The sequence below is a fragment of the Alkalicoccus daliensis genome (genome assembly GCF_900103955.1).
GTDB lineage: Bacteria > Bacillota > Bacilli > Bacillales > Salisediminibacteriaceae > Alkalicoccus > Alkalicoccus daliensis.
The window spans coordinates 36,200-60,994 of the sequence record NZ_FNIL01000014.1 but is presented as its reverse complement, the minus strand read 5'-3'; the positions used below and the strand labels follow the sequence as shown (position 1 = coordinate 60,994).

Genomic DNA, 24,795 nt, shown 5'->3' with positions numbered 1-24,795 from the left:
TCGCTCATCCTTCCGCTTTCAATTCTATAATTACATCACGCAGTTCTGCCGCCCGTTCAAAGTCAAGGTCTTTGGCTGCCTGCTTCATCTCAAGTTCCATACGCTGAATCACTTTTTCGCGCTCTTTTTTGCTGAGTTTCTGTTTCGGTGCTTTTTCCAGTGCTTCGTAGGTGCCTTCTTCTTCTGCAGCATAAGTAGCCTGAATCAATTCAGGAATAGATTTCTGAATCGTTGTAGGAGTAATGCCATATTTATCGTTATATTCTTTTTGAATGATACGGCGCCGGGTTGTTTCATCAATTGCCACCTGCATGGATCTTGTCATTTTGTCGGCATACATGATTACATGTCCATTTGAATTTCGTGCTGCCCGCCCCATTGTCTGGATAAGAGAACGTTCTGCACGCAGGAATCCTTCTTTATCGGCATCGAGTATGGTAACCAGGGAAACTTCCGGTATATCAAGTCCTTCCCGCAGAAGGTTGATTCCTACAAGTACATCAAACTGTCCCTGCCTGAGCTCACGAATGATTTGAATCCGCTCGAGCGTTTTAATATCAGAATGAAGATACTGCACTTTAATTCCAACTTCTTTCAAGTAGGCAGTTAGATCTTCTGACATTTTCTTAGTTAACGTCGTAACGAGTACTCGTTCGTGCCGTTCTTTTCTCAGTCTTATTTCTTCAATAAGATCATCTATCTGTCCTTTGATAGGACGAACGTCAATTGTAGGATCGAGCAGTCCAGTTGGCCGGATAATCTGCTCTACCATTTTCGGTGTATGTTCAATTTCATAAGGACCCGGTGTTGCAGATACACAGACAATTTGATTTAAATGTTTCTCGAACTCCTCAAATTTCAGCGGTCTGTTATCTTTTGCTGAAGGAAGCCGGAAACCATGTTCTACAAGTACTCCTTTTCTTGCCTGGTCACCGTTGTACATTCCTCTGATCTGCGGCAGTGTTACGTGGGACTCATCTGCAATGATCAGCGAGTCTTTCGGAAAATAATCCAGTAATGTATAAGGAGTTGCTCCCGGTTCACGGAATGTCAGATGTCTGGAGTAATTTTCAATTCCTGAACAGTATCCAAGCTCTGCCATCATCTCCAGATCATAGCGTGTCCGCTGTTCGAGCCGCTGCGCTTCCAGCAGCTTGCCCCGCTCATGCATATCCTTTAGCGTTGTTTCCAGTTCTGCTTCAATATTCACCATCGCACGTTTCAGTTTTTCTTCTTTCGTAACGAAGTGGGAAGCCGGAAAAATAGCCACATGTTCGCGGTCCCCTATTACTTCTCCTGTCAGCGCATCCACTTCTGTGATTCTGTCTATTTCATCCCCGAAAAACTCCACCCGCAAACAGTGTTCGTCCCGGGAAGCTGGAAAGATTTCTACGACGTCTCCGCGCACACGAAAGGTTCCCCGCTGAAAGTCAATGTCATTCCTCGTATACTGGACGTCCACGAGCTGCCGCAGCAGGTCGTTCCGCTCCCGCTCTATCCCCGTTCGAAGAGATACCACAAGATCTCTGTAGTCCTCCGGCGAACCAAGGCCATATATACAGGAAACACTGGCAACGATAATAACATCATCACGTTCAAACAAAGAACTCGTTGCAGAGTGGCGCAGTTTGTCAATTTCATCATTAATACTGGCATCTTTTTCGATAAATGTATCGGACTGCGGAATATAAGCTTCCGGCTGATAATAATCATAGTAACTCACAAAGTATTCTACCCGGTTTTCCGGGAAAAACTCTTTAAACTCGCTGTAGAGCTGACCAGCGAGTGTTTTATTGTGCGCTATAATTAATGTCGGTTTATTTACCTGCTGAATTACATTGGACATCGTAAAAGTTTTTCCTGTCCCTGTTGCTCCAAGAAGCGTCTGGAACCTTTCCCCTTTTTTAATACCTGCTACAATCTCTTCAATCGCCTGCGGCTGATCTCCCGCAGGTTCATATGGAGATGCTAATTTAAACGGCACTGATTCTATAGCCATTCCCACTCACCCTTTCGTACATCACTTCTTTTTACAGCTTAACTGCTGCAAAGATAATTGCAATCGATCTGCTTGAGGCCTGACTATCCTTTACCCGTTCTTCTTATGAATTTATCAATTATACCACGAGAAAAGCTTTTTTGCGAACGTGCATTCCCTTTTGACGATTTTACTTATTTTGTTTAAATGTTGTTTATTTATTTTTTTTGATTTTGGCTACCTTGAAATAAAAGTTTCGCTAAAAAGAAGTAAAACTGCTGCTTCACTTTCGGAGAGGCTTACGCAAGGGCTTGTTCTCGACTAATTTCTTTCACAGAGCTCGGCTTCCATCGATCTACAGACAGCGGGGCAGAGACCGCCATGCTGGCTTTAAAAATCAGGATCGATTCCGCACGTGCTAAGTAACCTTCCGGAAAGTCATTTGGATTCTCCAACTGTGCTGATCCTTTAGGTGTCCTCCCTTAAAGATCTTCACGCTTTCTTTTTCCGCTGGTGTGTTCACCGCCTTGTCTTCTGTTTTGATAAAAAGAGCTGTCTTTCTTCTGTTTATCAGCTTTAAATTGAAGAAAAACCTGTAAATTCAACTCAAAAAAATCGCTTCTCCTTATGGATTTGCTGCACCAGGCAGCTTCTCCAAAGGATCGAAGCGATTCAAATGTTCAGTATATTAAATTTACTTCAGGCTCTCTGCCTCTTCTTTGATTTCTTTTCTTTCTTCAGGTGCTTCCAGCTGCGGGACTGGTTCCTTCTTTCCTGCGAGTGCCTTTTGTTCCAGGTCCCGTACATTTCGTCTGTCCTCATGGACTACGACCGATGAGCGAAGACCTTTCAGCGATAAATTTACACCTTCGTCGTCAGGTACAAACAGACAGCCAATGAGATAATGATCGTTCTCATACACAGAGGCCTGGGCAAAACGTTTTTCTCCAGCATGGTCTATTACTTCCAGTTTTGCAAAAGCAGAGTTCTGCTGGAGCCCGTCATAAAATTCTCTCTGCGTTTCTACTTTTCTTCCATTTACTTTTACAATGGTTTCACCGGTACGAATGTCCATCTTTTCTGCAGTCGATTTTGGAAGAATATCTACCACTGTCAGCCCATTTTCTCTCGCGGTAAACAACCTTGTTCTCCTCTTATCGCCGATATCAAAAGCTACACAAATCCATTCCCTTCCGATCAATACAAAAGCAGCAACAAAATAAATCACACCGCTGAAGTAAAACGAAGCAGCTAACAACCCTGCCGAAGCAACTGCAAGCAGCATCATTCTTCTTCCAAGCATGGAAGCTGCTTCTTCAGGATAGTAAGACTGTACTTTTGTCTGGAAACCAAGCATGAATGGTAGAAGCATCAGCCCAAAAGTTTCACTGTTCCATCCCATTAACGGCCACCAGTCTATACTGGAAAGACTTCCTGCAGGAAACAGAAGTGCCACCGGCAGAATCCAGGCACGTGAAACAATATGTTCTCCTACAATCTTCCCGCGCGGACTTTTTCGTAAAGCTGGCGAAGACTGGGCAGCACCATCTAGCAGTACGAGCACGCTTTCTGCAATCAGCAGGAGCACAAGCAGTGTGCCAAGCGAAAGCAGATTAACTTCATTTAAATCTGACAGCCAGCCGTCTACAAATGCCACACCTGTTCCGCCGGCAGGCAGAAATGGGAGCAAAAGAAGAATAACCGATAAAGTAACTGTCAAGCTGTACCAGCGCATCTGCCGGAATGGCATTTGCACCAGCCAGATAAGCGTGATCAAAGGAATAATTGCGTAAGGAAGTTCGATTCCTATCAAAATAACAGCTGCGGAAACTATCACCCCCACAATTAATCCCTTAGGTATAGGCGTAAGTATAGTCGAGACCACATCATGCACTCTGGTATGAAAATCTTTTCTTTCCCGTTTAACACGGCTTATGTGAAACCAAAGCAGTGCTGCTACAAATATGTAAGTAAGTGGATGTAAAAACAATCTGCCGATCCCAAGCAGTATTTCTATTAAAATATCTCCCATATCAGTACCCTCCTTCCTATAAAAGTCCTCTACCTTCCATTCTAAATGATTAATCTGAAAAGAAAAGTGCTTTCTCAGATTTTCTTTTCCAGCAGAAGAACCTTTAACAGGATAAAAAAAGACCACCCGCGGCCGAATTTTATCGACCGGCGGATGGTCCTGCTGCAATTTAAGAAGCTTGTTCTATTAACAATTCCAGACCTTCTTGATACTGAAGATCATTTTCTTTATCCTGCACAGATTCAATTACACGTTCCTGTAATGTATCTGCTGTTTCTTCATTGATTTCGCCAGTGACTTCAAGTCCTTCATCTTCCTGAAAATTCATCACGGCTTCTTCTGTGGCTTCATCAAAATATCCATCTTCCCGATCAGGATCATAGCCGAGACCATCAAGCATAAGCTGGGCATTTTCAATATCTTCATTCAGCATGTCCAGCACTAACGTTTCTTCTGCATCAATCGGAGCTGCATAAAAATAATCAGGCTGCTCTACTTCTACTGTAGGCGCTACCCCTTCTTCATGAATATTGTTTCCATCAGAGGTGAGCCAGCGGAATAAAGTAAGCTTTAACTGACTGCCGTCACCCATAGGAATCGTCTGCTGGACTGTTCCTTTACCGAAAGTAGTAGTACCGACAAGGTCATGTCCGCCAGCTTCTTGAAGCGCAGCCGCAAGAATTTCAGAAGCGGATGCACTGCCTCCATCTATTAAGGTGACAATTGGATATTCTTTTTCCCCTTCCATATTGGAAACATGTGTAATCCGTTCACCATCTCGATCTTCAATCTGTACGACAACTTCCCCTTCCGGAATTAATAAATCGCCGATATCTTCCACACTCTGCAGGAAGCCTCCGGGATTCCCTCTGACATCAATCATCAGGCCATCAATACCTTCCGATTCAAGTTCTGTAAGTTCTTCTTCAAATCTTTCTGCAGTATTTTCAGAGAAAGACCGAATTTCCAGTACACCAATCGAAGTATCATTCTCTTCAACAACCTCACCGTAAACCGTTTCCACCGGTATCTCATCCCGCACTACATCAATTTCCAATGTATCGGATGCACCTGGACGATCTATCGTAAGTGTTACTGTCGTGCCTTTTTCTCCGCGAATTTTCAATACAGCATCGTACAGAGATAACCCTTCTATGTTTTCTCCATCAATTTCAAGAATTTGATCATTCGGACGCAGCCCGGCATCTTCTGCGGGGGAGTCCCGGAAAGGAGCAACAATCGTCACTCTTCCATCCGTCATACTTACTTCAGCTCCGATTCCTTCAAAAGAGGAATCCAGTGAATTCATAAATTCTTCGGCAGTAGATTCATTCATAAAATCAGAATATGGATCATCGAGGGTTTCAATCATTCCCGAAATAGCACCTTCGATAAGCTGCTCATCCTCTACTTCATTCACATAAGATTCTTTTATAGTATCCATCGCCTGACGAATCTGATCTTCTTCGTTTTCATCAGCCGCAGTTTCTGTATTATCAGAAGCTCCCGATGTTTCGGTATCTCCCTGGCTTGAAGAAGCCTGTTCAGTTGAATTTGGTTCTGCCTGCGGAAGCCCCATAATTGACATCCCTGCATACATACCTCCAGCGCCAATTAAAAGTGCAAGCACAAAGACAACTGGTAAAAATATTTTATTTTTCACGTACCCACCCCATTCACTCTCATAATCAGCCCATTAAAGCATTTGTTTTCTATATAATAACAGAGAACCTTGTAAAGATGAAAGGAAGTGTTTTCAGTTACACAAAATTCCACAGGTATGTACCTTTTGTCTTACTGCTTTCGCTGAAGTGGTGCGCAGAACTGCTATCAAATTATTTTATCAAAGCTTTGCAAAAATCAAGCGTCTCTTCGAAGAGCAGCACATAACTTCCTGGATAACACAAAGACCAGCGTTCTTTTTTTCAAAGAACGCTGGTCTCCGGCTTGTTTTCTTCTGCTGATATAATTTTCCGCTTAAGGAAGGTACGGCGCGGGATTCACTGCTGAGCCTCCACCGGAATATCCCCCAGGGTGTACTTCAAAATGCAGATGGACTCCTGTAGAAACCCCTGTCGTTCCCATTACTGCGATTACTTCTCCTCGTTCTACACGCTCTCCCGGAGAAACGTTCATAGATGCCAGGTGTGCATACAGCGTAGTATAAGGCTTCCCATTAATAACATGGGAGACAAGGATTGTGTTCCCATAACCGCTCATCCATCCTGCTGAAATTACTGTTCCGCTTTCTGCTGCATAAATATTTAACCCGCCGTCACGGCCGAAATCAATGCCATTATGCGGACGCACAGTGTTATGGACAGGATGCAGACGATGCTTATCGTAGGGCGAAGTGACTCTCCCATCTGCCGGCCGGTGAAGAGTGGAGGAAGGAGATGTGGCAGGGACTGCTGCTTCTCTTGAAGTTTCTTCAAGATCTTCCGTATTCGTACCCGCTACTCCACTTTCTTCATTCGAAGAACTATCTTCTTCTTTTTCTTCCTGCTCCGATTCACTTACGTTGGCAGTTTCCTCTGCAGTTCTGGCTGCTTCTCTCTCTGCCTCCTGCACTGCTTCCTCTTCGGCTATTCTTGCGGCTTCCTGTGCTTTTCTTTCTGCTTCTGCAGCTTCTCTTGCCAACCGCTCTTCTTCTTCCCGCTGTCTTCTCTCTTCTTCCAGTCTTCGTTCCTCTTCCAGACGACGCTGTTCTTCTTCCCAGGCTGCAAGATCCTGCTTCGCAGCTTCTTCCTGTGCTTTTAACAACGCACGCTCTTCTTCGAGAGTCAGCAGGTCATCTTCCAGCACATATCCCTGTGCCTCTAATTCTTCTAATAATAGATCCTTGTCAGCACTTTGCTGCTTCAGTGAAGCCTGCAGCTGCTCCAATTCCTGCAGCTGTTCTTCATGGAGCAGAAGTTCTTCTTCCAGTGAAAGCTTTGCCTGCTCGAGAGATTCCATATCCTCGATATGTTCATCAAGGATAGATCGGTCCTGCTGCGCAATATTATGCAAAGTAGACACTCTTTCCAATAGATCACCAAAGCTTTTTGCCCCGAGAATTACTTCAATGTAATGGACGGTACTTCCGCTCTGATGCATGGAACGGACACGTTCCTTCAATACTTCGTCCCTGTCCTCTATTCTCTTTTCCAGTTCTTTTATTTCACTGCGCAGTTTGTCCGTCCGTGCAGTTGTCTTATCTATTTCCTCTTGCTTTGTTTCCAGACTTGAATTCGTCACAGCCATTTCTTCATCCAGCTGCTGAATTTCCGACTTCACCTCAGCAGCTTCCCGCTGCACTTGTTCCAGCTCTTTCTCTGTATCTTCAGCTCTCTTTTCACTGTGCTGCTGTTCTTCCTGAAACAATTCAATATCCCGCTTTAAGCCTTCTCCAGTATTTTCTGCAGAAGCAGAAAGCAGTGGAAGCTGTAAAACCAGGAAAAACACACAGACAGCAAGCAGTCCCTTTTGTAACATCAGCACTCCCCCGAATTCTTTTTATACACGCAAAAACTTTCTGACGCTCATAATGCTTCCCCACACTCCTACCAGGGCCCCGATCGCCAGCAACAGCAGCGACGTCTGCACCAGCAGCGGACCAGCAGGAAGAAAATCAAAAAATTCCAATCCGGTTGCTTCCCCTATCGCTTCATAAAACCGGGTATAGCCGTAAGATAGAATTATAATGGGAACAGCTGCACCGAATACTCCCAGCAGCAGCCCTTCAATAAAGAATGGCCAGCGGATAAAGCTGTTCGTCGCACCGACAAGCTTCATAATCTGGATTTCCGTTTTCCTGGCAATGATCGTCAGTTTTATTGTGTTGGCGATTAAGAATATCGCTGTAAACATTAATCCTAAAATAAGAACAAGACCCACTATTCTGACAAAGTCTGTAGCAGCAAAAAGCTGTTCAAAAATGTCCTGGCCATATTCTGTTTTTTCCACATGCTGCATCGCTTCTATTTCTTCTGCGACCAGCTCCGTCTGCTGCGGCTCTGCTGCCTGCACTACAAAAACATCATTTAAAGGATTTTCCTCCCGCAGTGTTTCGAAGTACTCTCCTTCATCACCGAGGCTGGCAATAAAAGTTTCCAGTCCTTCTTCTCTTGGAATATATTCAACTTCTTCCACTGCAGAAATTTCATGTATGGATGATTCCAGTGCAGTCTGGCTTGATGCTTCTGCAGAACGATCAATAAAGACTCTTACTTCCACATCACTTTCCAGTGAATCTGCAAAATGATTTATATTTAATATCATCAGCAGAAAAGTTCCTACGACGAAAAGCATGACCGTTACCGCACTCACAGAAGCAAAGGTCATCCAGCCGTTTCTCACAATATTTTTGCCGCCTTCTTTCATATGACGGACACCTGTTCTAGCTTTCATAGCCGTAACGCCCCCTGATTTCATCCCGGGAAATACGCCCGCCTTCAATTGCAATGACACGCTTACGCATATTATTTACAATTTCTCTATTATGCGTTGCCATTACAACGGTGGTGCCTCTTTCATTGATTTCTTCAAGAATGTGCATGATCTCCCAGGAAGTTTCAATGTCCAGATTTCCTGTAGGCTCATCTGCAATCAGCACCGCTGGGCTGTTCACGATCGCTCTGGCAATTGAAACACGCTGCTGCTCTCCACCGGAAAGTTCATGCGGCATAAAACGTGCTTTGTTTTTCAGCCTTACAATATCGAGAACATTCATGACGCGTTTACGGATATTCGCCTTGCTGGCCTCAATCACTTCCATCGCAAAAGCAACATTCTCAAACACTGTCATGGATGGAAGCAGCTTAAAATCCTGGAATACAATCCCCATATTCCTGCGTAAATAAGGAACTTTTTTTTCTTTCATTTCCGCCAGATTGCTGCCATTAATAGATATTTCTCCCCGTGTCGGCCTTTCTTCTCTGTACATCATTTTCACAAATGTTGATTTGCCTGCCCCGCTCGGGCCGACAACGTAAACAAACTCGCCTTTTTTTATGTAAACCGAAATTCCGTTAACCGCCATCACGCCATTAGGATACGTTTTCCAAACATCTTTCATTTCTATCATGTCTATCACTTCCTAAACTCAGGGTCCCTTTTCCACCACAAAAACAGGTTAAGGATGATTACTGTATTTTACAAATTATGATATACCGCTCTCCTGGATGCCTCGTACATTATATCACGAAGTTTTCTCAATAAAAGACGATTTCTTTTACAGTTTCATTTCAATTTTCACGCAAAAAAGCTCCCCTTTTACAAATCGCTGTAAAAAAGGAGCTCATATCTCATAATAAATCTAATTAATTCTGATCCGCTACCCATGCTGCTACATCTTCAGCGTCCTGGCCTTCTACAAGGTTCTCAGGCATGCTTCCAGGTCCTTCCTGAATCGCAGAAACTATCTCGTCTTCAGAGTAGCCTTCAAGTGCCGGGCCAGTACCGCCGCTCAAATCACCGCCGTGACAAGAAGCACAATTGCCTTCATAAAGTTCTTCGCCATTGGCCAGATCAACTTCGCCGCCGCTCTCTTCATTGTTTGCTGCTTCTTCGTTCGCATTACCACCTGCATTGTTTGTGTTGTCAGCTGGTTCGTTGTTTCCACCATCATCCCCACAAGCAGCAAGGAGCATCGTAGCTGCGAAAAGGCCTGCTACAATTTTCTTCATATGTTCCCCTCCTAAAATAAGTTAAGTATTCACCGGCAGAAACTTGCAGTCTGCCTATTCCATTATAACCCTTTTACTTTAATTTGAAACCTTCCCCAAGCACTTCTGAGGTGTCACTCACAATAACAAAAGCCTGCGGGTCGATCGTTTGTACTATTTTTTTCAGCTTCGTGATCTCATTTCTCCCGACTACACACATCAGTACCGGCCGGGAGTGATTGGTATAGCCTCCATACCCTGCCAGCTTGGTCACACCCCGGTCCACCTGCGTAAGCAGTCCCTGTTTCATCTCTTCTTCACAAGCGGAAATAATAATAACCATCTTGGAATACGCGAATCCAACCTGGACAATATCAATTGTTTTTCCAGTTACAAACAGCGCGATTAAAGCATATAAAGCATATTCAAATCCGAAAATTACTGCGGAGGAAGAAACGACAAGACCATCAATAATAAAAACACAGGCACCTAACGTCATCCCAGTATATTTATTAATAATCTGCGCAGCTAAGTCCGTTCCTCCAGTTGAAGAATTTGATCGAAATACAATACCGAGGCCTATTCCCACTCCTACTCCACCCATAATGGAAGCAAGTAAAGGGTCCTGGGTCGTCGGTTCCCAGTTTCTCGTCAGGAAAACTACATACGGCAGAAACAGCGTACCTGCCAGCGTCTTTGCGCCGTACAGCAGACTGCCGCGCAGGCTTCCTCCTAACAGAACTATTCCGGCAATAAATAAAGGTATGTTAAATGCCCACTGCGTATAAGCCGGCTCAAAACCGAACAAGGCAACAAACAGTGTGGAAATACCTGCTACTCCCCCGGAAGCGATCTGGTTCGGCAGTAAAAATAAGTTAAAAGTAATCGCCACGATTGCTGCACCGACTAATACATGGCCAAATTCAAATATAACGCGCTGGACCGGCGTTTTCGGCTCCAGCGTCCCATTTCTCTGCATTTTTTTCATCATATATATGTCTCCCCCGATTTACAAAATCCTAACGTAGTATATCACCGGGGTTGTCCCTTGTAAACGCGATTCCGCTAACGCTTTACAACGGTATAGCATTAACAAATTCAGCAGGGAAAGACGGTGGAATCTTCAGTTTCGAAACGTTTTCGTCGAAAATTCACTGCAACCACACTTCCTGCAAAAAACATCCACCTGGAAGAAAGGCCAGATGGATGCAGCTGCTTGCTTTTATTCAATTTGCGATCTCAGATAAGCATCAATAAACGGCGTAATTTCCCCGTCCATTACTGCCTGCGTATTTCCTGTTTCTTCATCCGTACGATGGTCTTTTACCATGTTGTAGGGATGAAACACATAAGAACGAATCTGGCTGCCCCAGCCGATGTCCGTCTGTTCTCCGCGAAGTTCATCTGCCTCTGCGCGCTTCCGGTCGAGCTCCTGCTGATACAGTTTTGCCCGGAGCATTTTCATTGCCTGTTCCCGGTTTTTAATCTGGGAGCGTTCTGCCTGACAGCTTACAACAGTATTTGTCGGGATGTGTGTCATCCGCACTGCAGAATCCGTTGTATTAATATGCTGTCCCCCCGCGCCGCTTGCCCGGAAAGTATCGACTCGTATATCTTCCGGAGAAAGATTCACCTCAAAATTATCATCTATCTCAGGCATGATGTCACATGAAGCGAACGAAGTATGACGGCGCCCCGAGGAATCGAAAGGAGAAATTCTTACAAGCCGGTGCACTCCCTTTTCCGCCTTTAAAAAGCCATATGCGTTATGGCCGGAGATTTTTAACGTCACACTTTTCACCCCGGCTTCATCTCCCGGCAGGTAATCCAGCGTTTCCACTTTATAATTCTGCGCTTCTGCCCAACGGGTATACATGCGGAGCAGCATGGAAGCCCAATCCTGAGATTCTGTCCCCCCTGCTCCGGGGTGCAGTTCCAGCATTGCGTTATTAGCGTCATGTTTTCCGCTCAGCAACAGCTGAAGCTCAAATTTATCAAGCTGCTTTTTCACTTTCGTAACATTCTCTTCCAGCTCTTTCCGAAGATCTTCGTCTGCTTCTTCCTTTACCAGCTCGTAAGAAACATCCATATTTTCCAGCTGCGATTCAATCGAGCGATATTCATTCGTAATAGCTTTTAATGCATTATTTTCTGCAATGACTTCCTGCGCTTCATTTTGATTTTCCCAGAAGGAGGGATCTGCCATCCGGTTTTCAAGTTCTGCAATGCGGGTCTCTTTTTCCTCTAAGTCAAAGAGACCCCCTGAAGTCCGCTAATGTTTTAGCCATAGTTTCCAACTGTTGTCTTATTTCTGCCATTTCCATATATGGATCACCTCGTGAATTATTTTCATCTGATTTCTTTACGGCAAGCTACCTTGAAAATAAAAGTTCCGCTAAAAAGAAGTAATACTGCTGCTTCACTTTCGGAGCGGCTTACCCAAGGGCTTGTTCTCGACTAATTTTGACGGAAAGAACGTCCGCAAAATGGATTCTCGAACGGCGCTGGTGCGTCCTCTCCTTCGTTACACAGCAGTATTAATTTTCATACTTCATGGTGCAAAAATTTTGCATGAGTGTCTCTGTTAATGTTCAGTGTTGATAAGAAAAAACTTCGCTGCAGCCGCCGTCTTTCGTTTCAATCATTCGACCATTTAAACTGTCTTTCAAAAAACTCTAAATCGGAGCGTTATTATCTGGAAAAATCTTCTTTCTTCGCCTGCAAAAGGCAAGCCCATCAGAGGCCTTCTGCCAGCTAATGGGCCTGCGGGCCGCTTTATTCTTCCCGGCCATGGCAGTTCTTATATTTTTTGCCGGAACCGCACGGGCAAGGGTCATTTCGTCCTACTGTTTCCCCTTTTACATACGGCTGGGCCTTAGGTTCTTCCTGCGGCTCCTGCGGCTGGCTTGCACTGCGGTGTACTGCCTTTCCTTCCGCCACCTGCTGGCGCTTCAGATTGGACTGCACCTGCGCTTTCATTATATAACGGGATACTTCTTCTTCAATCGAAGCAACCATCGTTTCGAACATTTCGTACCCTTCAAACTTATATTCACGCAGCGGATCATTCTGTGCATATGCACGCAGGTGAATTCCCTGACGCAGTTGATCCATCTGGTCAATATGCGCGGTCCATTTGGAATCAACAGTACGCAGAAGAATCACGCGCTCAAATTCCCGCATCTGCTCTGTCATAATTTCCGCTTCGCGCTGATTATAATCATTCAGTACTTTTTCCATGATCAGCTCGATCATTTCTTCCGGATCCAGTCCTTTTATTTCTTTTTCGCTGATTTCCGATTCAGCCAGCACCGTGATATTAATATATTCCACCAGTCCCTGCAGATTCCAGTCTTCCGGTACTTCTTCTTCCGGTGTATAGGAATTTACAACACGGGTTACGGTAGATTCAATCATGTGCTCTACGATCGGACGCAGATTTTCAGAATCCAGCACTTCGTTTCTCTGTTCATAAATAACATCACGCTGTTCCCGCATCACGTCATCATACTGCAGCAGCTGCTTCCGGGCATCAAAGTTATTTCCTTCCACTCGTTTCTGTGCCTGTTCCACTGCTTTCGTGATAATCCTGCTTTCAATCGGCTGATCTTCTTCCATGCCGAGGCGCTCCATCATTTTGCTCATGTTGTCTGAGCCAAATCGGCGCATCAATGGATCTTCCAGTGAAAGATAAAAGAGAGACATACCAGGGTCACCCTGACGGCCGGAACGTCCGCGGAGCTGGTTATCGATCCGGCGGGATTCGTGACGCTCTGTACCTAGTACAAAGAGTCCTCCAAGCTCTGCTACACCATCACCCAGCTTGATATCCGTACCACGGCCGGCCATGTTTGTCGCGATTGTCACCGCTTTTTTCTGCCCTGCCTGCTCAATAATCTCCGCCTCGCTTGCATGGTTTTTCGCATTGAGTACGTTGTGTGGTATTTTGTGCTTCTTCAATTTTTTTGAAATAATTTCTGAGTTATCTACACTTACCGTACCTACAAGCACAGGCTGTCCTTTTTCATACAGCTCTTCAATTTTCTTGATAATTGCACGATGCTTGCTTTCTACAGATTTAAAAATCAGGTCCGGTTTATCTTCCCGGATGATTTCCTCATTTGTCGGTACAGCGTAGACGTTCATATTATAGATATTCTGGAACTCTTCTTCCTCTGTCTTCGCAGTACCAGTCATCCCTGCCAGTTTTTCATACATCCGGAAATAGTTCTGGAACGTAATGGAAGCCATTGTCATACTTTCCCGTTTAATTTTTACGCCTTCTTTTGCTTCAATCGCCTGGTGAAGGCCGTCACTGAAACGGCGGCCTTTCATTAAGCGGCCTGTGAACTGGTCCACGATAGCAACCTCGCCGTCTTCCACCACATAATCTTCATCACGCACCATTACTTTATGTGCTTTTAAAGCCTGGTTAATATGATGATTCAGCTGCACGTGCTCCGAATCAAAGAGATTCTCGATATTAAATACACGCTCTGCTTTCGCTACCCCGTTTTCAGAAAGCTGTACCGTTTTTGTTTTTTCTTCGTACGTATAATCATGATCAGCTTTCAGCATTCTTACAAACGAGTTAGCTGTGCTGTATAATTCAGAAGTCTGGTTTGCCGCACCGGAAATAATCAGCGGTGTACGTGCTTCATCAATTAAAATAGAATCCACTTCATCGACAATTGCATAATGAAGCTTTCGCTGCACCATCTGCTTTTTATAAGTAACCATGTTATCCCGCAGATAATCAAAGCCGAACTCATTATTTGTTCCGTAGGTTACATCCGCCGCATAAGCTTCGCGCTTCTCTTCTTTGGACATGCCCGCTACGTTTAAACCGACCGTAAGCCCGAGGAAATTATACAGTTTCCCCATTGCTTCCGCGTCACGCCGTGCGAGGTATTCGTTCACGGTTACTACGTGCACACCTTTCCCCGTGAGGGCATTAAGGTATACTGACAAGGTACCTACGAGCGTTTTACCTTCCCCTGTTTTCATTTCTGCAATGTCACCGCGGTGAAGTACCACACCACCGACGAGCTGTACACGGAAATGTGTCATACCAAGCGCCCGTGTTGCAGCTTCACGAACAACTCCAAACGCTTCCGGCAGAATGTCATCGAGCTTTTCTCCATCTTCATACCGCTGCTTGAATTTTGCGGTCATTCCAGCAAGGTCTCCATCGCTGAGCTTTTTCATTTCTTCATGCTGCGTTTCGATTTCCTCAATCAATTTGTCCATTTTTTTCAGGTGGCGTGCATCTGAATCACCAATTACTTTTTTTAATAATCCTAACATCGGGCATTGCTCCCTTATTTCTTATTTTCCATTCGCCGTAAAAACGAAATTATAGTTAAAAACGAAAGAACGGAGCGTTATTCCCACTCCGCTGTTGTTTCCTTCATTAATTTATACGCTGCTATATATTTTATCAGTTTGCTGAAAACCTTACAAGGACGACAGGCTTCTTTAATTAGTTTCCCATGTTTATTCTTATTGATATTTATTTTAACTTAAAGCTATAATGGTCGATAGATTGTAATAGTACAGAAAGGGGATGCCGGGATTGGTTACTGTGAAAAAAGTCTTAAATAACAACGTGGTCATCGCTGAGCATCCGGATTATGATGAAGTTGTGCTGATCGGTAAAGGATTGGGCTTCGGCAAACAGGCCGGTGAAGAAATTGCAGGGGAGCATGCAGAAAAGTTTTTTGTGCTGCGGGATGAAAAGGAACAGGAGCAGTATAAAAGCCTGCTTGAATATGTTGATGAAGATTTCATCACACTCATGAACGAAGAAATCGAACGCCTGGAGGATAAATTCCGTTCCAGTCTGAACGAGCATATTCATGTTGGATTGACGGACCACTTGTTTTTTGCCGTAAAACGATTACAGCAGGGCCACGGAATTAAAAATCCTTTTCTTAGTGAAACAGAACTCGCCTATCCGCAGGAGTATCAGGCAGCAGTCGAGCTGGCCGAACGATTCGACGAAGCGCTTGGCATCCGCATTCCTGAAGGGGAGATCGGATTTATCACCCTGCACATCCACAGTGCGCTTACGAATCGTGACCTTTCAGAGGTAAATCGTCACACGCAGCTTGTAAGTGAACTGGTAAAAAGAATCGAAACTTATTTTGAAATATCTATTAACCGTAAAGATATTAACTACCTTCGGCTCGTCCGGCATTTAAATCACGCAATTGAACGGGTGGAAAATGAGACGTATGCAGAAAACCAGGATAATTTATTAAAAGTATTGCAAACGGAATATCCGCTCTGCTATAATCTGAGTTGGAAACTGATGAAAATCATGCAGCAGCGATTACAAAAGAAAGTTCCGGATGCCGAAGCAGTGTATTTGACGCTTCACATTCAGAGAATTGTATCGGGCGAACAAAAACGAATATAAACTAAGACGGACTTTTCCGTGTTACTGGTAAAGCAGGCATGAGAGAAAAGGATGGTCGACGGATTTTCAGCAGAGGGTGAACTCTACCCTTTTTGCTGGGTCTGCGCCTCTCTTTTTCTTTCATGCCTTTTTTGTGTTTTTACCCGGAAGCTGCGCTTTTATTTTCATTGGTTCATTTAAAAATTAAGAGGAGGAATTACTGTGTTTAAACGCTTTTTTGGACAGCTGCAGCGCATCGGTAAATCTTTGATGCTTCCTGTAGCGATACTGCCCGCTGCCGGTTTACTCCTGGCATTCGGTAACGCGATGCGCAACCCGAATATGATCAGCCTGATGCCGTTTTTAGAAAATGACATCTTCGCCAGTCTTGCCAACATGATGGAATCCGCCGGTGGTATTGTTTTTGATAATCTTGCACTCATATTTGCCCTCGGGGTCGCCGTCGGACTCGCAAACGGAGCCGGTGTTGCTGCACTTGCCGCACTTGTCGGTTTCCTGATTATGAACGTTACGATGGGTGTGATGGGCGGATTAACGGTAGATGGCGTTATTGCTTCCGATAATCCAGCGGAAGCACTTGTGCTCGGAATCCCTACCCTGCAGACCGGCGTATTCGGTGGTATTATCATCGGTGCACTCGCTGCCTGGGCTTACAACCGCTTCTATACGATTGAACTTCCTGCTTTCCTCGGATTCTTCGCAGGAAAAAGATTTGTACCAATCGTTACAGCATTTGCTTCTTTCTTTGTTGGTATCGCGCTGTTCTTCATCTGGCCGCCAATTCAGGAAGGAATGAACTCTGCTTCACAGTTTTTAATGGAAGAAGCGATGACAGTCGCGGTATTTTTCTTTGGTTTTATTAAACGATTATTAATTCCTTTTGGACTGCATCACATTTTCCACGCACCGTTCTGGTTTGAATTCGGTTCTTACACGAATGCAGCCGGCAACGTCGTTCGTGGTGACCTGAACATATTCTTTGCACAGCTGCAGGATCAGACGGAAATTACTGCTGGTCACTTTATGGCCGGGGAATTCCCGATTATGATGTTTGGCCTCCCGGCTGCCGCACTTGCAATGTATCACCAGGCACGTCCGGAAAATAAAAAGGTTGTCGGCGGTCTTTTAGGTTCTGCCGCACTGACTTCTTTCTTAACAGGTATTACAGAGCCAATTGAATTCTCGTTCTTATTCTTAAGTCCACTGCTGTTTGTAATTCACGCCTTTTTAGACGGGGTCTCCTTCGTCATATTATACTGGCTGAATATCAACATGGGGTACACCTTCTCCGGTGGTGCGATTGACTTTGTGCTCTTCGGTGTCGTACCGAACCAGGAAGCCTGGTGGCTTGTGATACTCGTTGGTCTTGTTTTCGCAGTAATCTATTATGTCCTGTTCACATTCATGATCAAAAAGTTTAATCTGATGACGCCTGGACGTGAGAAAAACGAAGGCGTAGACGGTGGAACTGGTTCTTCTGCGAAAAAAGGCGGAAACACAGAGCTTCCATTCTCCGTACTGAAAGCATTCGGAGGAAAAGAAAATCTTTCTCACCTGGACGCTTGTATTACACGACTCCGCATCACTGTAAAAGATGTTGACCAAGTAGATAAGAATGAACTGAAAAACCTTGGTGCTTCCGGCGTGATGCAGGTAGACAAAAACATTCAGGCAATTTTCGGTCCTCGTTCTGAAACAATCAAGAGTCAAATGGAAGACATTATCAGCGGTAAAACACCAACACCTGCTGATCCGGAGCCGGAAAAAGCACACGGACCAGTGGAAGGCAACTTCACTCTTTCTATGCCGTTAACAGGCGAACTGAAGCCGCTCGAAGAAGTACCGGACGATATGTTTGCACAGAAAATGATGGGAGACGGCTTTGCAATTGAGCCGACGGAAGGAAAAGTCATTTCTCCTGTCGATGGAAAAGTGGTACAGCTCTTCCACACGAAGCACGCAATCGGTCTGGAGTCTGCAGACGGAACAGAAATTTTAATCCACATCGGTATTGATACCGTGAACTTAAAAGGGGAAGGCTTCACTGCGTTTGTAGAGCAGGGAGATACAGTCAACATTGGAGATACGCTGATTGAATTTGATTTGGAAAAAATCCGGAAAGAAGCGAAAGCAGCAATCACTCCTGTCATCTTCACCAACCTTGATGACTCTCAGTCTGTCACAATTGAAAAGCCGGGCGAAGTAAAGCGCGGAGAGACTGGACACATTCGAGTACAATAGTAACAATCGACAAATCCACCCGCTGGTTCACAGCCGGGTGGATTTTTTTGATGCAGCGGAGGGTTTCTTTGAAAAGAAAGTTTGGTGATTCGGCGAAAGAAATTGGGGAAAAATGAATTAACCCTCTGTAAAAATAAATAAAAGGGAACTTGCCTGCTTAAAAATTAGTAAAGGAGTGCAGCACGGGAGTAAATTGCCCACGTGAGAGTAACACCCTGCTAAAAATGAGTAAATCCAGAATCACGACTAGTAAATCGATGTAAACGAGAGTAAAGAGGGAGATCAGCCTCCCCGCTCTAATGAATTCAGTACGATTTTTATGGGTGGATATGGTCCTCTTATTCTGTCATTAGCAGCAGTTATCTGTACACGATGACGTATTATCTGCTTTTATCAGGGGGTATTCTGTTATTAGTGTACGTATCTGTTACTAAAAGGAGGGAATCTGATTTTAAGCATGCAGTTTCCTTATTTATCTGTCATTAGCAGATGCGTATCTGTTATTAGCAAATAAGCACCTCCCCTGCCGTCACCTCTCCTATTGTATCAATTGGCAAGTTACCCATAAAAATAGTAACCTCCTGAACAAAAAAGAACTGCTCCCCGCTGATTCTGCGGAAAGCAGTTCTTTATATAAAATACAGCTTATTTTTTGAAGTTATTCGGGTTCAATCAGACCGTACCGTCCGTCCCGTCGCTTATATACTACATTTGTATCTCCATTAACGGAGTTCGAAAATACGAAAAAGCTGTGACCAAGCATATCCATCTGAAGGATTGCTTCTTCTGCATCCATAGGCTTCAGATCGAAACGCTTTGTGCGGACAATCTCATAGTCCTCATCAGGAAACTCTTCCTCTGCCAGTGGTTCCAGTTCATTTTTAAACATGTACTTTAAACTGTCATCTCCGCGGTAGCGGCGGTTGACCTTTGTTTTATGCTTTCTGATTTGACGCTCCAGCTTTTCGATAACAAGATCGACTGCTGCGTACATATCCGCGTGTTTTTCTTCCGCGCGGAGAAGGAGTTTCGGCATTGGGATCGTAATTTCCACCCGCTGCTCTTTATTAATTACGCTCATTTTCACATGTACATCAGAAGATGGTGCAGCATCGAAATATCTCTCCAGCTTTCCTACCTTCTTTTCCACGTGATCCTTCAGCGCATCTGTAATTTCAAGGTTCTCGCCACGAATATTAAAATTCATAAGCTAACAACTCCTTTCGGTTATACTAACAGTATTCTCCGTTCCCTTCAAAAACTCCTGCTTAAACATTCATTTTCTTTACAAAACTTTTATAAATACTGTGCCGATTCCCGAAAAAAACTATCCCCCTTTCAAGTGGGGTTGTTTAAAAAGGTGGAAAAGACGCCCCTTCTGAAAATAAGCAGCACGGGACGTCTGGTGAAACATAATATTTATTTTTTAGTTACATTGGATGCCTGCGGACCTCTCGCACCTTCTACCAGTTCAAATTCCACTTCCTGTCCTTCATCCAATGACTTATATCCTTCTTCATCAATTGCAGAATAATGCACAAAAACGTCTTCAGCTCCTTCAACTTCAATAAACCCGAATCCCTTTTCTGCATTGAACCATTTTACTTTTCCCTGCATAGGAATCACTCATTCCCTTCATTAAAAAATCAGCGGAAAGCTGTTCTGCCCTTTCAATATACCAACCACCCCGAATACAGTCAATCAATTTATCAGACAATTTCGTTTAATCTAACAAGGCTGAAATTTTAGTTCTTTGGACTCATTTTTCTTTTCATCTATTAGTTTATTATATTTTTAGCAAGTGAAAAATACCATAATTTTACTCTATTGTAATATGATCCACTTAACTTGGGTATAAACGGGATTCATCCCGAACTATACATATTCAATTAGAAAGGAGATTCGTACATTCATACCCTTCGCAGTAATTATCGCAGCATTTCAATCCACTACTACACAAAAAAAGGGAGCTAAACTAACATGTTAAATCAATTTATTTTTGTTGGACGCGTTGCTAAAAATCCCCACATCGTCACTACACAGAATGGTTCCTCACTAACCCGCTTCACACTGGCCGTCAGAAGATCTTTCCGCAACAGTAAAGGAAACTACGATACCGATTTTATCCAGATTGTCTGCTGGAATAAACTTGCAGACAGAGTAGCCGATTACTGCGGTACCGGTTCAATGCTTTCTGTAAAGGGAAGAATACAGATGCGCCAGCTTATCATAAGTGAAGAAAAGCAAATCACCGTTCCTGATGTAATTGCAGACACCGTTACTTTCCTAAAACTGAACAAAGTTTCCAACGATGAAGTTCCTGACTTTGATGATGATCTCGGACCGGAAATCACAGATTTCCCTTCTGATGACGATCTCGTTTCTTAAAGGAGGGCTGACCTTTGAGCGAAATAGATTTACTCAAAGCTGTACTCCGCCGGGTAGCCAAATTGGAAGAAACTTTGTTGAAGCATTACAATCTGCAGGACATTTCTGAGCAGCTTGATGATCAGGCGGACGCCATCCAGCATCTCCATGTAACGCTTGCAGAATTTAAGGGAGCAGTAGATTCTCATCATATGGAAAATATAAATTCAGATGATATGCTGCTTCGTTCCATTCTTCATCAAGGTACAGACAGGTAGCAGAAATAGAAGTGCCCTTCAAACCTTCAGCAGCGTATAAAATGGATAATTATTTAACTGCTTAGCAAAGCAGAAGAAACACCGGCAGAAACGATTCTCCCGGTGTTTTAAGTGTTTTATAATTTATTTGCCGGCACATGGATACGAAAGCTTTATGAACTGCCCTCTTGTAATAAAACTCCTTCTTCCCTTCCAAAATTTGTTACAGCAGTATTTTTTCAAATCAGCCAAATTAAATCACTTCATCTAAAACGTTTTCACGGGAAGTATTTAGGGTATCTTAAAATAAGTTACTTAAAACTGAATAGTTTCAATATTGAAAATAAAATAGGAAAGGGTGGCATTATGCAAAAAGAAGTGAGTATTCAAGTAAATGGCGAGTTGAAAAAAGCTGGAGAGAACCAGACCGTGCTCGAACATTTAAATGAATCGGGAGTCGAAGTCCCCCAAATCTGCTACCACGAAAGCCTTGGAGCAATTAAAACGTGCGATACCTGTATTGTGGAAGTTGATGGAAAGCTCGTACGTTCCTGTGACACAAAAATTTCCCAGGGCACAAAGGTAGAAACAAAACTGCAGGATGTAAAGGATGCACAGGTAATTGCGATGGACAGAATCTTACATAACCACGAACTATACTGTACTGTCTGCGATTACAACAACGGCAACTGCGAAGTGCATAACACTGTAAAAGACATGAAAATCAATCATCAATCCATCCCTTTTGAACCTGCCCCAGCGAAGAAAGATGAGTCTCACCCTTATTACAGATATGATCCTGATCAGTGTATTTTATGCGGCCGCTGTGTAGAGGCGTGCCAGGATGTGCAGGTTACGGAAACTCTTTCCATTGACTGGAATAGTCCCAATCCCCGCGTAATCTGGGATAACGATGTTGCGATTAATGATTCTTCCTGTGTGTCATGCGGCCATTGTTCCACCGTCTGCCCATGTAATGCAATGATGGAAAAGAGTATGGAAGGAAAAGCCGGCTACATGACGGGCATGGATCAGAAAACACTCCGTCCGATGATTGAGCTCACCAAAGATGTAGAGACAGGATATGGCTCTATTCTTGCTATTTCAGATATGGAAGCTTCTATGCGTGATGCAAAAATTAAAAAAACAAAAACTGTCTGCACATACTGCGGTGTAGGATGCAGCTTTGATGTATGGACCCAGGGAAGAGAAATACTTAAGGTAGAGCCGCAGGCGGAAGCTCCTGCAAATGGAATTTCCACTTGCGTGAAAGGGAAATTCGGATGGGATTATGTGAACAGCGGCGAGCGCCTGACAAAACCACTTATTCGCGAGGGTGACAAATTCCGCCAGGCAGAATGGGGCGAAGCATACGATCTGATTTCCAGTAAGATGAAAGAAATCCAGCAAGAGCACGGCAGCAATGCATTGAGTTTTATCAGTTCTTCCAAGACGACGAATGAAGAATCCTATTTAATGCAGAAGCTTGCCCGCAGCGTTTTTCAGACGAATAACGTAGATAACTGTTCCCGATACTGTCAGACTCCAGCGACACAGGGGCTGTTCCGGACCGTAGGACACGGTGGTGATTCAGGGAGCATCACTGATATTCAGCAGGCGGATCTCGTACTGATTATCGGTTCCAATACAGATGAATCCCATCCAGTGCTTGCAACAAGAGTAAAGAGCTCCCATAAGCTTCATAACCAGAAGTTAATTGTTTCGGATCTCCGCAAACACGGAATGGCAGATCGTGCCGACGTATTTATCCAGCCGAAATCCGGCTCAGACCTGGTATGGCTGAACGCAGTTTCCAAATATATTATCGATAACGATCTTCACGACACCGCTTTTATTGAATCGAATGTAAACGGGCTGCAGGATTATCTGCACGGCCTTGAAAAGTTCACACTGGACTATGCAGCTGAACATACGCATCTTTCCAAAGATGAATTAATTAAAGTGGCGGAAATGATTGCTTCTGCTGAAACGGTTTGCAGTCTGTGGGCGATGGGAGTAACGCAGCACCTGGGCGGCAGTGATACCAGTACTGCAATTTCCAATCTGATGCTGATTACCGGGAACTATATGAAACCGGGAGCAGGAACCTACCCGCTCCGTGGCCACAATAATGTACAGGGCGCGAGTGATTTTGGCAGCATGCCGAATAAGTATCCGGGCTACCAGGATGTAACAGATGATGAAGTTCGCAGAAAGTTTGAAGAAGCCTGGGGTACAGAGCTTTCCTCTGAAATTGGCTTAAACAACCACCAGATGGTAGACGCTATTCATGAAGGCAGCTTGAAATCAATGTACCTAAAAGGAGAAGATATGGGAATTGTAGATTCCAATATCAACTATGTCCATGCAGCCTTCGAAAAACTTGATTTCTTTGTTGTACAGGACGTGTTCCTTTCTAAAACGGCAGAATTTGCTGATGTGGTTCTCCCTGCAAGTCCAAGTCTTGAGAAGGATGGCACTTTTACAAATACAGAGCGCCGTTTTCAGCGGCTGTATCAGGCACTGGAGCCACTCGGAGATTCCAAGCCTGACTGGCAGATAATTATGGAGCTCGCGAACACTTTCGGAGCAGACTGGAATTACAGCCATCCAAGCGAAATTATGAAAGAAGCAGCTTCCCTTACACCGTTGTTTGCAGGTGTTTCCTATGACCTGCTGGAAGGTTACAACAGCCTCCAGTGGCCGGTAAATAAAGATGGCTCTGATACGCCGTTACTGTTTACAGAAGGATTCCCTTTCCCGGATGGAAAAGCACGTCTTTTCCCTGTCGACTGGACCAAGCCGATTGAATACGATGCCGAATACGATCTGCACGTAAACAATGGTCGTTTGCTTGAGCATTTCCATGAAGGAAACATGACTTATAAGGCAGAAGGAATTACAAGTAAAACACCAAGCGTATTTTTAGAAGTCTCCCCGGAGCTTGCTGAAGAGAGAGGCATCGAAGACGGCACCAAGGTTCGCCTTACTTCTCCCTATGGGTCCGTAAAAGTTTCGTGTATTGTTACCGACCGGGTGAAAGGAAAAGAAATCTACCTTCCAATGAATGATTCCGGAGAAGCTGCGGTGAACCAGCTTACGAGCAGTAAAGCTGATAAAGATACAGATACTCCTGCTTATAAAGAAGTTTCTGCGAAAATGGAAATTTTGAAGGCGAAAGGAGAAAGCCCGCTGCCGCAGACGAATCACCGCTACGGCAATCCTCAGCCGCAGATCGGTGTAAACGTGGAAGCGAAATGGGCGCGTGAAGATTACGTCTTTCCTGGCGATGTAGTTCGAAAAGGGGCTGAAGCAAATGGCTAAAGCAATCAAAACGATAGAGCCGATTAAAAAAACACAGGAAGAAATTCGTAAAGAAGCTCTTGAGGAAATCCAGGATGCCCTGGTTGATAATAAAGAGGCAGTCCTTGGAACGATCGACATGATGAAAAATTTAGAAAAAAGCGGCGTTACAAGATTTTTAAACGGACTATTTTCAGAAGCGGATCAGGTTCTGGAAGTTGTAGTGCAGGAAGCGGCAAAAGAGGAAAATACGAACGCGCTGCGAAATGCCCTGCTTCTTATGGGTACGCTCGGTACTATCGATATGAAGCAGATTGAACCGCTGCTGCTGAAAGTAAACAACGGGGTCGCCAGGGTGGCGGAAAACCCGGATCCGGAAAAGAAAACAGGCTATGTGGAATTAATGAAAAAATTAAAAGATCCTGAAGTGAACCGCTCCCTTACTATTCTTGTACGGTTTTTAGAAGGTATGGGGCAGACAACAGAAGAGGAAGAACGCAACTAAGTCTGCAGCTTTAAAGGAAAAGAGTTTGTCTTTGATTTTAGTT

Annotated in this window: 18 protein-coding genes; 6 read left to right on the top strand and 12 right to left on the bottom strand. The window is 44.2% G+C overall.

Annotation, left to right across the window (positions count from 1 at the left end; genetic code table 11):
- Window positions 1-4: 4 nt before the first annotated feature.
- The 10 genes from uvrB to secA form a co-directional block, all read right to left on the bottom strand.
- The gene (gene uvrB / locus BLP92_RS15905; RefSeq protein WP_090843946.1) at window positions 5-1,999 is read right to left on the bottom strand and encodes an excinuclease ABC subunit UvrB; all 1,995 of its coding nucleotides are present in this window, start codon (window positions 1,997-1,999) and stop codon (window positions 5-7) included.
- 673 nt (window positions 2,000-2,672) lie between these two features.
- Entirely contained in the window at window positions 2,673-4,010 is a 1,338-nt protein-coding gene (locus BLP92_RS15900; RefSeq protein WP_139148971.1) for a PDZ domain-containing protein, read from the bottom strand.
- 169 nt (window positions 4,011-4,179) lie between these two features.
- Window positions 4,180-5,673 (bottom strand): S41 family peptidase, encoded by a 1,494-nt coding sequence (locus tag BLP92_RS15895; protein WP_244516894.1) that lies wholly within the window; start codon window positions 5,671-5,673, stop codon window positions 4,180-4,182.
- A gap of 314 nt (window positions 5,674-5,987) precedes the next feature.
- The gene (locus BLP92_RS15890; RefSeq protein WP_090843944.1) at window positions 5,988-7,487 is read right to left on the bottom strand and encodes a murein hydrolase activator EnvC family protein; all 1,500 of its coding nucleotides are present in this window, start codon (window positions 7,485-7,487) and stop codon (window positions 5,988-5,990) included.
- A 21-nt stretch (window positions 7,488-7,508) separates the two neighbouring features.
- Entirely contained in the window at window positions 7,509-8,402 is an 894-nt protein-coding gene (gene ftsX / locus BLP92_RS15885; RefSeq protein WP_090843943.1) for a permease-like cell division protein FtsX, read from the bottom strand.
- Window positions 8,392-9,078, bottom strand: coding sequence for a cell division ATP-binding protein FtsE (gene ftsE, locus BLP92_RS15880; RefSeq protein WP_090843942.1), 687 nt, complete (start codon window positions 9,076-9,078; stop codon window positions 8,392-8,394). Before ftsE ends, ftsX begins: the two co-directional genes overlap by 11 nt.
- Window positions 9,079-9,313: 235 nt before the next feature.
- Window positions 9,314-9,679 carry a c-type cytochrome gene (locus tag BLP92_RS15875; RefSeq protein WP_090843941.1) on the bottom strand — a complete coding sequence of 122 codons (366 nt, stop codon included), beginning with the start codon at window positions 9,677-9,679 and terminating at the stop codon, window positions 9,314-9,316.
- Between the two features lie 73 nt (window positions 9,680-9,752).
- Window positions 9,753-10,649, bottom strand: a complete 897-nt coding sequence (locus BLP92_RS15870) for a YitT family protein (RefSeq protein WP_090843940.1) — start codon at window positions 10,647-10,649, stop codon at window positions 9,753-9,755.
- A 231-nt stretch (window positions 10,650-10,880) separates the two neighbouring features.
- A protein-coding gene (prfB, locus tag BLP92_RS15865) for a peptide chain release factor 2 (protein WP_139148970.1) occupies window positions 10,881-11,982 on the bottom strand; the annotation gives its coding sequence in 2 pieces (ribosomal slippage) (window positions 10,881-11,909 and window positions 11,911-11,982; 1,101 coding nt in all).
- A gap of 451 nt (window positions 11,983-12,433) precedes the next feature.
- Window positions 12,434-14,965, bottom strand: a complete 2,532-nt coding sequence (gene secA, locus BLP92_RS15860) for a preprotein translocase subunit SecA (protein WP_090843938.1) — start codon at window positions 14,963-14,965, stop codon at window positions 12,434-12,436.
- A 259-nt stretch (window positions 14,966-15,224) separates the two neighbouring features.
- Between secA and glcT the strand changes: the two genes are divergently transcribed.
- Both glcT and ptsG read left to right on the top strand, forming a co-directional pair.
- The gene (gene glcT, locus BLP92_RS15855) at window positions 15,225-16,079 is read left to right on the top strand and encodes a glucose PTS transporter transcription antiterminator GlcT (protein ID WP_090843937.1); all 855 of its coding nucleotides are present in this window, start codon (window positions 15,225-15,227) and stop codon (window positions 16,077-16,079) included.
- A 201-nt stretch (window positions 16,080-16,280) separates the two neighbouring features.
- On the top strand, window positions 16,281-18,320 hold the full coding sequence (ptsG, locus tag BLP92_RS15850) for a glucose-specific PTS transporter subunit IIBC (RefSeq protein ID WP_090843936.1): 2,040 nt from the start codon (window positions 16,281-16,283) through the stop codon (window positions 18,318-18,320).
- A gap of 658 nt (window positions 18,321-18,978) precedes the next feature.
- Here ptsG and hpf read toward each other — a convergent pair.
- Both hpf and BLP92_RS15840 read right to left on the bottom strand, forming a co-directional pair.
- Entirely contained in the window at window positions 18,979-19,527 is a 549-nt protein-coding gene (hpf, locus tag BLP92_RS15845; protein WP_090843935.1) for a ribosome hibernation-promoting factor, HPF/YfiA family, read from the bottom strand.
- 212 nt (window positions 19,528-19,739) lie between these two features.
- Window positions 19,740-19,937: a cold-shock protein gene (locus BLP92_RS15840; RefSeq protein WP_090843966.1), complete on the bottom strand. Its 198-nt coding sequence runs from the start codon at window positions 19,935-19,937 to the stop codon at window positions 19,740-19,742.
- 363 nt (window positions 19,938-20,300) lie between these two features.
- On the opposite strand from BLP92_RS15840, the gene BLP92_RS15835 reads away from it, so the two are divergent.
- From BLP92_RS15835 to BLP92_RS15820, 4 genes are all read left to right on the top strand, one after another.
- Window positions 20,301-20,708 (top strand): single-stranded DNA-binding protein, encoded by a 408-nt coding sequence (locus BLP92_RS15835; protein ID WP_090843934.1) that lies wholly within the window; start codon window positions 20,301-20,303, stop codon window positions 20,706-20,708.
- A gap of 14 nt (window positions 20,709-20,722) precedes the next feature.
- Complete coding sequence (locus BLP92_RS15830) at window positions 20,723-20,965, top strand: hypothetical protein (protein ID WP_090843933.1); 243 nt, start codon at window positions 20,723-20,725, stop codon at window positions 20,963-20,965.
- Window positions 20,966-21,310: 345 nt separating this feature from the next.
- A complete protein-coding gene (gene fdhF / locus BLP92_RS15825; protein WP_090843965.1) occupies window positions 21,311-24,268 on the top strand; it encodes a formate dehydrogenase subunit alpha in 2,958 nt (985 codons plus the stop codon).
- Window positions 24,261-24,752 carry a helical membrane plugin domain-containing protein gene (locus BLP92_RS15820; RefSeq protein WP_090843932.1) on the top strand — a complete coding sequence of 164 codons (492 nt, stop codon included), beginning with the start codon at window positions 24,261-24,263 and terminating at the stop codon, window positions 24,750-24,752. The genes fdhF and BLP92_RS15820 overlap by 8 nt, the downstream gene beginning before the upstream one ends.
- Window positions 24,753-24,795 lie beyond the last annotated feature (43 nt).